The organism is Cyanobium sp. N5-Cardenillas, assembly GCF_024345515.1.
GTDB lineage: Bacteria > Cyanobacteriota > Cyanobacteriia > PCC-6307 > Cyanobiaceae > Cyanobium.
In genome coordinates this window covers 1-5,864 of record NZ_JAGQBG010000196.1, presented here as the reverse complement: position 1 = coordinate 5,864, position 5,864 = coordinate 1, and the positions used below count along the sequence as shown (strand labels likewise).

At 67.6% G+C, this 5,864-nt stretch carries 10 protein-coding genes; 4 read left to right on the top strand and 6 right to left on the bottom strand.

All coding sequences use genetic code 11. The annotated features are described in order from the left end of the window. A partial coding sequence (locus KBZ04_RS13655) for a hypothetical protein (protein WP_254992452.1) occupies positions 1-353 on the bottom strand: 353 nt, incomplete at its 3' end. A 163-nt stretch (positions 354-516) separates the two neighbouring features. Continuing rightward, positions 517-1,161, bottom strand: coding sequence for a MerR family transcriptional regulator (locus KBZ04_RS13650; RefSeq protein WP_254992451.1), 645 nt, complete (start codon positions 1,159-1,161; stop codon positions 517-519). Between the two features lie 112 nt (positions 1,162-1,273). On the opposite strand from KBZ04_RS13650, the gene KBZ04_RS13645 reads away from it, so the two are divergent. After that, positions 1,274-2,071: a M20/M25/M40 family metallo-hydrolase gene (locus KBZ04_RS13645; protein WP_254992450.1), complete on the top strand. Its 798-nt coding sequence runs from the start codon at positions 1,274-1,276 to the stop codon at positions 2,069-2,071. A 70-nt stretch (positions 2,072-2,141) separates the two neighbouring features. Beyond that, positions 2,142-2,702, top strand: coding sequence for a hypothetical protein (locus tag KBZ04_RS13640; RefSeq protein ID WP_254992449.1), 561 nt, complete (start codon positions 2,142-2,144; stop codon positions 2,700-2,702). 47 nt (positions 2,703-2,749) lie between these two features. Here the strand turns inward: KBZ04_RS13640 and KBZ04_RS13635 are convergent, their stop codons facing one another. The 3 genes from KBZ04_RS13635 to KBZ04_RS13625 all read right to left on the bottom strand — a co-directional run bounded on the left by KBZ04_RS13635 (position 2,750) and on the right by KBZ04_RS13625 (position 4,177). Continuing rightward, positions 2,750-3,148: a type II toxin-antitoxin system VapC family toxin gene (locus KBZ04_RS13635; RefSeq protein WP_254992448.1), complete on the bottom strand. Its 399-nt coding sequence runs from the start codon at positions 3,146-3,148 to the stop codon at positions 2,750-2,752. Further along, positions 3,145-3,399 carry a type II toxin-antitoxin system Phd/YefM family antitoxin gene (locus KBZ04_RS13630; protein WP_254992447.1) on the bottom strand — a complete coding sequence of 85 codons (255 nt, stop codon included), beginning with the start codon at positions 3,397-3,399 and terminating at the stop codon, positions 3,145-3,147. The genes KBZ04_RS13635 and KBZ04_RS13630 overlap by 4 nt, the downstream gene beginning before the upstream one ends. Positions 3,400-3,499: 100 nt before the next feature. Then, the gene (locus KBZ04_RS13625) at positions 3,500-4,177 is read right to left on the bottom strand and encodes a peroxiredoxin-like family protein (RefSeq protein WP_254992453.1); all 678 of its coding nucleotides are present in this window, start codon (positions 4,175-4,177) and stop codon (positions 3,500-3,502) included. A 183-nt stretch (positions 4,178-4,360) separates the two neighbouring features. Between KBZ04_RS13625 and KBZ04_RS13620 the strand changes: the two genes are divergently transcribed. Both KBZ04_RS13620 and KBZ04_RS13615 read left to right on the top strand, forming a co-directional pair. Next, entirely contained in the window at positions 4,361-4,600 is a 240-nt protein-coding gene (locus KBZ04_RS13620; protein ID WP_254992446.1) for an AbrB/MazE/SpoVT family DNA-binding domain-containing protein, read from the top strand. Next, on the top strand, positions 4,597-5,022 hold the full coding sequence (locus KBZ04_RS13615; RefSeq protein WP_254992445.1) for a type II toxin-antitoxin system VapC family toxin: 426 nt from the start codon (positions 4,597-4,599) through the stop codon (positions 5,020-5,022). Before KBZ04_RS13620 ends, KBZ04_RS13615 begins: the two co-directional genes overlap by 4 nt. Here KBZ04_RS13615 and KBZ04_RS13610 read toward each other — a convergent pair. Continuing rightward, positions 5,019-5,864, bottom strand: an 846-nt coding sequence (locus KBZ04_RS13610) for an FAD-binding domain-containing protein (RefSeq protein ID WP_315860123.1), incomplete at its 5' end; no start/stop codon positions are given. The genes KBZ04_RS13615 and KBZ04_RS13610 overlap by 4 nt on opposite strands.

The following is a 5,864-nucleotide window of genomic DNA, read 5'->3' as shown; positions in this document are numbered from 1 at the left end:
CCGATCATATCAATGATAATTTTCTTTATCATTGCCGGGATGAACCGCAATTCATCTACGTATTTGACTATATCTTCTTTGTCGATTCCGCGTCTCTCTAGTTCATCTACAACCGCAAAGAAGATGGCGTCCAAGCCATAAGCTGCAAGTCCTTTCGCCATCATCGACAGAATACCCAGTACAGCAATACCCCCCAACATGCCCATTGGCCCCCCCATGGCTGCCAGCGCAGTCGTGAGTGCCGCGGCGCCGGCAAATCCGGTAGAGGACATGACCACCAACAGCACTAGACCTGGGATCCCAAGGCCCGCGATGGAGGAGATCAGCTGCTTCCAAAATGAATCCTTTTTCATGAGATAGTTAGCAAAGAAATAAGGTTTGTGATTATAGATTTTGAGAGTAGTGATTTCTATCCGAACGGAGAAACGGCCTCACAGGATAGATATGTCATGTAGAATGTATTGCAGTTCATGGTGGGGATGAGGAGCGATGGGAGAGGGTCTCGAGTGAGATAAGTCAGCGGGAGGCGTCGTCGAGCAGGTCGTTGAGGCGATCGAGAAGGCGCTGGAGCCATTGCTGGCGCCGGGGGCCGGCGGGAGGAGGCAGAACGGAGTCGCGGACGTGCACTTCGATGCCGGGGGCGAGGGTGAAACGCAGCCAGCGGCTGCCGTTGTCGCTGGAGCGGGAGGACAGGGGTTTGTTGAGCATCCCAAGGACGGAGCCCATGGCCGCAACTTTTCCTGCGAAGGACGGAGCGCCATCCGCCGGATCACCGACGTCGTCAGCCGTGGAGGGCAGATCCCGCAGGTACCGCAGGGCCTCGTTGGCCGATTGAGCAGGGGGAGCGGTGGCCGCCGCCCCCTCGCCATCGAGCTGCTCCAGCTGCTGCTCCAGATCGGCGTCGGCCAGAACGCAGAAGGGAGCAATGGCGGAGAGACTGAGGCCGCGCCGGGCCAGGGCGCGCACCAGCACCAGTTGCAACAGGTGCCGGCGGCCGTACACCGCGCTGCGCCCCTCCTTGCCGGGGCGATCGATCAACCCCTGGGTGGCATAGAGACGCACCGTGCGCGGCGAGATCTCCTCGTCCAGCAGCTTGCCGGCGACGAGGAGGAGGTCCTCGAGGCCGTAGAGGGCGTCAGCTGGAGCGGAGACCTTGACCATCCCCTAATTATCCACACTTGCAGTGCAGGTGTCAAGCGATTAGGCTTGGTGCCCCATCGGCCGCCCCGCCATCGACCAGCCCACCCCAGACCCCGCGCCCCTGCTGGAACACTTGCAGCACCTGGCCCGGCCCCGCCACGCCCGCTGGGATCCCATGGGCCTGATGGCGGTGCGTGCCTATCTCAGCGAGCAGCTCGGCGCCCTGGGGCCGGTGCAGGAGCACCACTTCCGTGAGGGCATCGATGCGGGCACCAACCTGATCCTCAAGCTCCCCGGCCAGCGCCCGGAGCTTGATCCCCTGCTGGTGGCGGCCCACTACGACGGCCCCCTGCACTCAATCGGCGCCGACGACAACGCCTCCGGCCTGGCGGCCCTGATTGAGATGGCCCGGCACTGGAAGGGCCAGCCGCCCCGGCGGCCGGTGTGGATCGTGGCCTTCGACCAGGAGGAGTGGGGCATGGTCGGCAGCAGCGCCCTGGCCCATGAGCTCAAGACCGACGGCCAGAAGCTGAAGCTGATGGTGAGCCTGGAGATGCTCGCCTACACCGCCCCCACCCAGAGCTATCCCCATGCCGCGATGCGCGCGATCTATGGCGATCGCGGCGATTTCATCGCCGTGGTGGGCAACGTGGGCGCCGCCGCGATGCTGCCGGGCCTGGCCAGCCGCATGGGGGAGCACGTGGTCACCAAGGTGCTGCCGGTGCCCGATGCCGGCCGTTCGATTCCTGATGTGCGCCTCAGCGACCACAGTCCCTTCTGGGACGCGGGCTACGACGCCGTGATGGTGACCGACACCTCCTTCATGCGCAACCCCCATTACCACCGGATGAGCGACACGATCGACACACTGGATCTGCCGTTCCTGGCGGCCGTCACCGAGGGGTTGAAGGCGGGGTTGGGGGCCTTGTGACGCCAGCGGCCTGCGGCTGTCTCTGGTCCTTCGCAGGGAAGCCGGCCTCGATCCAACCGTGCTGGGGAGGATGGAACCCGCCGCAGACCCCTCGATGGAGCCCACGCTCGACAGCCTTCTGTCCTTCTACGCCGAGCGGATCGGTGGGCCCTTCCCCCTCAGCCTGTTGCCTCCCGATCAGCCGCTGCACTGGCAGGGGCAGACCCTGTTCGGCACCGCCCGGGGCACGGAGCCGCTCTACCTGCTGCAGAGCACGATCGATGCCTTCCTGGCCGCCGCTCCCCTCGGCACCTTCTGCGTGGGCTTCTGGGGCCATGGCCTCAACAGCCACGCCTTCTACTATCAGCGCCGCGAGCCCTGGGGCAGCCTGTTCCTGCGCCTGGCCTGTGGCGGCTTCGACGACGACGACGAACGGGACGCCCGCCGGATCAGAGGCACCATGGAGTGGCTCGCCGGGTTCCTGCCGATCGTCAGCGAGCGGGCCCGCCACTGCATCGTGGTGGACTCCATGGGCGACGCCCTTTTCCGGATCTGCCTGCACAACGGCCAGGTCATCGAGGGCGACGGCCCCCTGTTTGAGCCCGAGAGCGGACCGGCCGAGGCGCTGCGCCCCCTCCTGGAGGGGCTGTAACGGCGGCTGGCCTTTTCTGGCTGGCTTCTTCTGGCCGGCCCCGCTTCTCACCAGAACGTCTGACAGGGAAAGGCGGAAAGCTGCGGATCAGCGGTGAGCAGCACCAGCCGCTCCAGCTCGGTCTGGGCCGCCAGCATCCGATCAAAGGGATCGCGGTGGGGTTGGCTGTAGCCGCCGGCCCGCAGACCATGGGCCAGGGAGATCGGCAGCGCCTGGAAGCCATCGGCCTGGAGCAGGCCAGGAAGATCAGCCAGGGCCGCGGCCAGCTCGGGCAGCTTGCCCTGATGGTGCTTGAGGCTGAGTTCCCAGACCGACGCAGCACTCACCAGGATCCTGCTGGTGGGATCCACCAGCAGGGCCAGGGCAGCACCCGAAAGCCGCTCCGGATCGAACCACCACCACAGCAGGGCATGGCTGTCGAGCAGGTAGGCGGAGGTGCTGCTCACGCCAGGGCTGACGCCGGAACCACGGGGCTGGCGTCCCAGTCGGCGAGCTGATCGGGCGCCATGGGCTCCAGCAGGGCGTCGGGCTCGCTGAGGGGACCCAGGTGACGCAGACGACCGGGGAGCCGCTGGGGAGCCGGCGCCTCCAGGGGCATCAACCGTGCCCAGGGCTTGCCGGCCTTGGCCAGCACGATGGTCTCCCCGGCGTGGGCGTCATCGATCAACCGCGAGAGCTGGGTTTTGGCCTGGTGCACATTCACCAGACGGGGTGCCGGTGCTGGACGTTCCACAGGGCCGGGTCGGTACTCTTGCTTAGCTTAGTCATGGACTAAGTCTCTGCCTGCGCCACCCACCTCAGCCCAGGTACGGCTCCAGGAAGCTCAGCGGCCGAGCCATGGTGGCCGAGAAGCCAAGGATGCCGGGGTCGCGGTGGCTGTACAGCAGGGTGTCGTCGGCCTCCAGCAGGTAGGTGCCGCCGCGCTGGGTGAGGAAGTCGTCGCGGGGGACGTAGGTGCGCCAGTGGCCCAGCACCTCGGCCATGTTGCGCAGCCGCACGGTGGCCAGCTTGAAGGGGCGCTGGAAGCCGCTGCCGCCGGCCCGTGCGAAGAACGACCCTTTGATCGGCGGCAGCGGGCCCGCCTGGATCGTCTCGTCGTCGGCGATGCGCTGGGGGGCGCTGCGATCGCCGGTGTAACCACGCAGCACCTCGGCGAGGGTGCCGGGGGAACCCAGGCCAGCGCACATCAGCAGCAGGTTCGGCCAGGGCCCGCCGGCCTGCTTCAGCCCCTCGTAGAGCCCCAGGTCGCGGTGCAGATCCGGCTCGGGGTCCACCAGCAGCCGATCGGGCGGGAAGCCGGTGAAGGCGCAGAAGCGTTCGCGGCCGGCCGCGTCGCCGATGCCGATCGCCAGCACGGCGATGCCGGCGGCCTCCAGCTGCGGCAGCACCGTCACCAAAGCCTGGGCGTACTCAAGGCTGTCGAAGTCGCCCAGCTGGCTGAGCAGCAGCACCAGCCGGCGCCGGCCGGGTCCCATGCCCTCCACCGCCGCCAGCCGCTCCAGCAGCACGGTGGGGGCGGGCGGCCGAGTGGCGGCGTCGGCGGCAGTGGCGGTCACGGACAGGGGGTCGCTCAGGACATGACCATGCTCGTCGATCCGCGCTGATCGACGTATCCTTACCAGGTAATGCCTCGCCCCGAGACGCTTGCGATGGAGTCGATGGGAGCCGCCACCAGCTCGATCACCAGCAAGGGTCAGGTCACCATCCCCAAGGCGTTGCGGCAGCAGCTCGGCCTGGCCCGGGGCGGTCGGGTCAGCTTCCAGCTGGTGGGCGATCACATCGAGGTGCGCTCCTGCAAGCCGGAGCAGCCACTGCCGACCAGTGGCTTCGGTCTGCTCAGGAGCCCCCGTCCTCCGGTGCCGGTGGATTTCGACCCCGCCAGCCTGCTGACCCCGTGATCGGCCTCGACACCAACGTGCTGGCCCGCTACTTCGTCGCAGAGGACGGGGCCGATGCCGCGACCGAACGCCAGCGCCAGGCGGCCCGGCAGCTGATCGAATCGGGGCAGCCCCTGTTCCTGCCCAAGACCGTGGCCCTGGAGCTGGAGTGGGTCCTGCGTGGGTACTACGGCTTCGCGGCCGAGCAGGTGCTGCTGGTGTTCGACCACCTGCTGGCCCACCCCGGCCTCAGCGCCGAAGATCGCCCAGCCTTGGAGCAGGCCGTCGCAGGGCTGCGCGCCGGGCTCGATTTCGCCGATGCCCTGCACCACGCCAGTTGCCGTGGCTGCAACACGCTCGCCTCCTTCGACGACCGCGGCTTCGCCCAGCGCATCCGCCACCTCAACCTGGCGCCCCGCGTCTTCGTTCCCAAGGCCCCTTAACGGGTGGCCCGCGCCAGGAACCCCTCGGCGGCGGCCTCCAGGGCCTCGCGCCGCTTGGGGTCCATCTTCTCCAGCATCCGTACCATCATCGAGAGGCGAGGGTTGGCCTGGAAGAAGGGGCGGTGGCGGTCGATGAAGCGCCAGTAGAGGCCATCCCAGATCTCGCACCACGGGCCCTTCTTGAAGTCGCCCATCTTGAGGATGTAATTGGAGCCGCCGATGTAGGGCTTGGTGGCGAACAGGCCGCCGTCGCTCATCTGGCCCATGCCGTAGACGTTCGGGCCCATCACCCACTCGTAGGAATCCAGATAGCGCTCCATGAACCAGCGGTGCACCTCACCGGGGTGGATCTCGCACAGCAGCATCAGGTTGCTGATCACCATCAGCCGCTCGATGTGGTGGTTGTAGCCGAGCCGGTTGACGCGTTCGATCGCCGCATCCAGGGGCGGCAGGCCGCTGCTGCCGTCCTCCCAGCAGGGGGCGAGCCGGCGCTGGTGGCTCCAGAAGTTGGCGCTGGCCTGGCGCTCGCCGTGCACCCGGTCGATGCCGCGCACGAACTCGCGCCAGCCGATCACCTGGCGCAGGAAGCCCTCCAGCGAGGCGATCGGCACCGGCTGGCCGCGCTCCTGCCGGCGCCGGGCGTGCTCCAGGGTGGCCGCGATCACCGCTGCGGGGGTGAGCAGGCCGATGTTGAGCAAGGGCGAGAGCAGGGAGTGGTGCAGGGTGGCGAGCTGGCGGCCGAGGGCGTCCTCATACGGCCCGAAGCCATCGAGCCGTTCCGCCAGGAAGCGCTGCAGCCAGACGTCGGCGCCGGCCTGATCGAAGGGGATCCACAGGGGCCC

Coding starts and splice junctions, on each gene's coding strand:
- KBZ04_RS13650 (WP_254992451.1), bottom strand. CDS start 1,161: ATGGTCAAGGTCTCCGCTCCAGCTGACGCCCTCTACGGCCTCGAGGAC.
- KBZ04_RS13620 (WP_254992446.1), top strand. CDS start 4,361: ATGGGAGCCGCCACCAGCTCGATCACCAGCAAGGGTCAGGTCACCATC.
- KBZ04_RS13640 (WP_254992449.1), top strand. CDS start 2,142: ATGGAACCCGCCGCAGACCCCTCGATGGAGCCCACGCTCGACAGCCTT.
- KBZ04_RS13625 (WP_254992453.1), bottom strand. CDS start 4,177: ATGGGACCCGGCCGGCGCCGGCTGGTGCTGCTGCTCAGCCAGCTGGGC.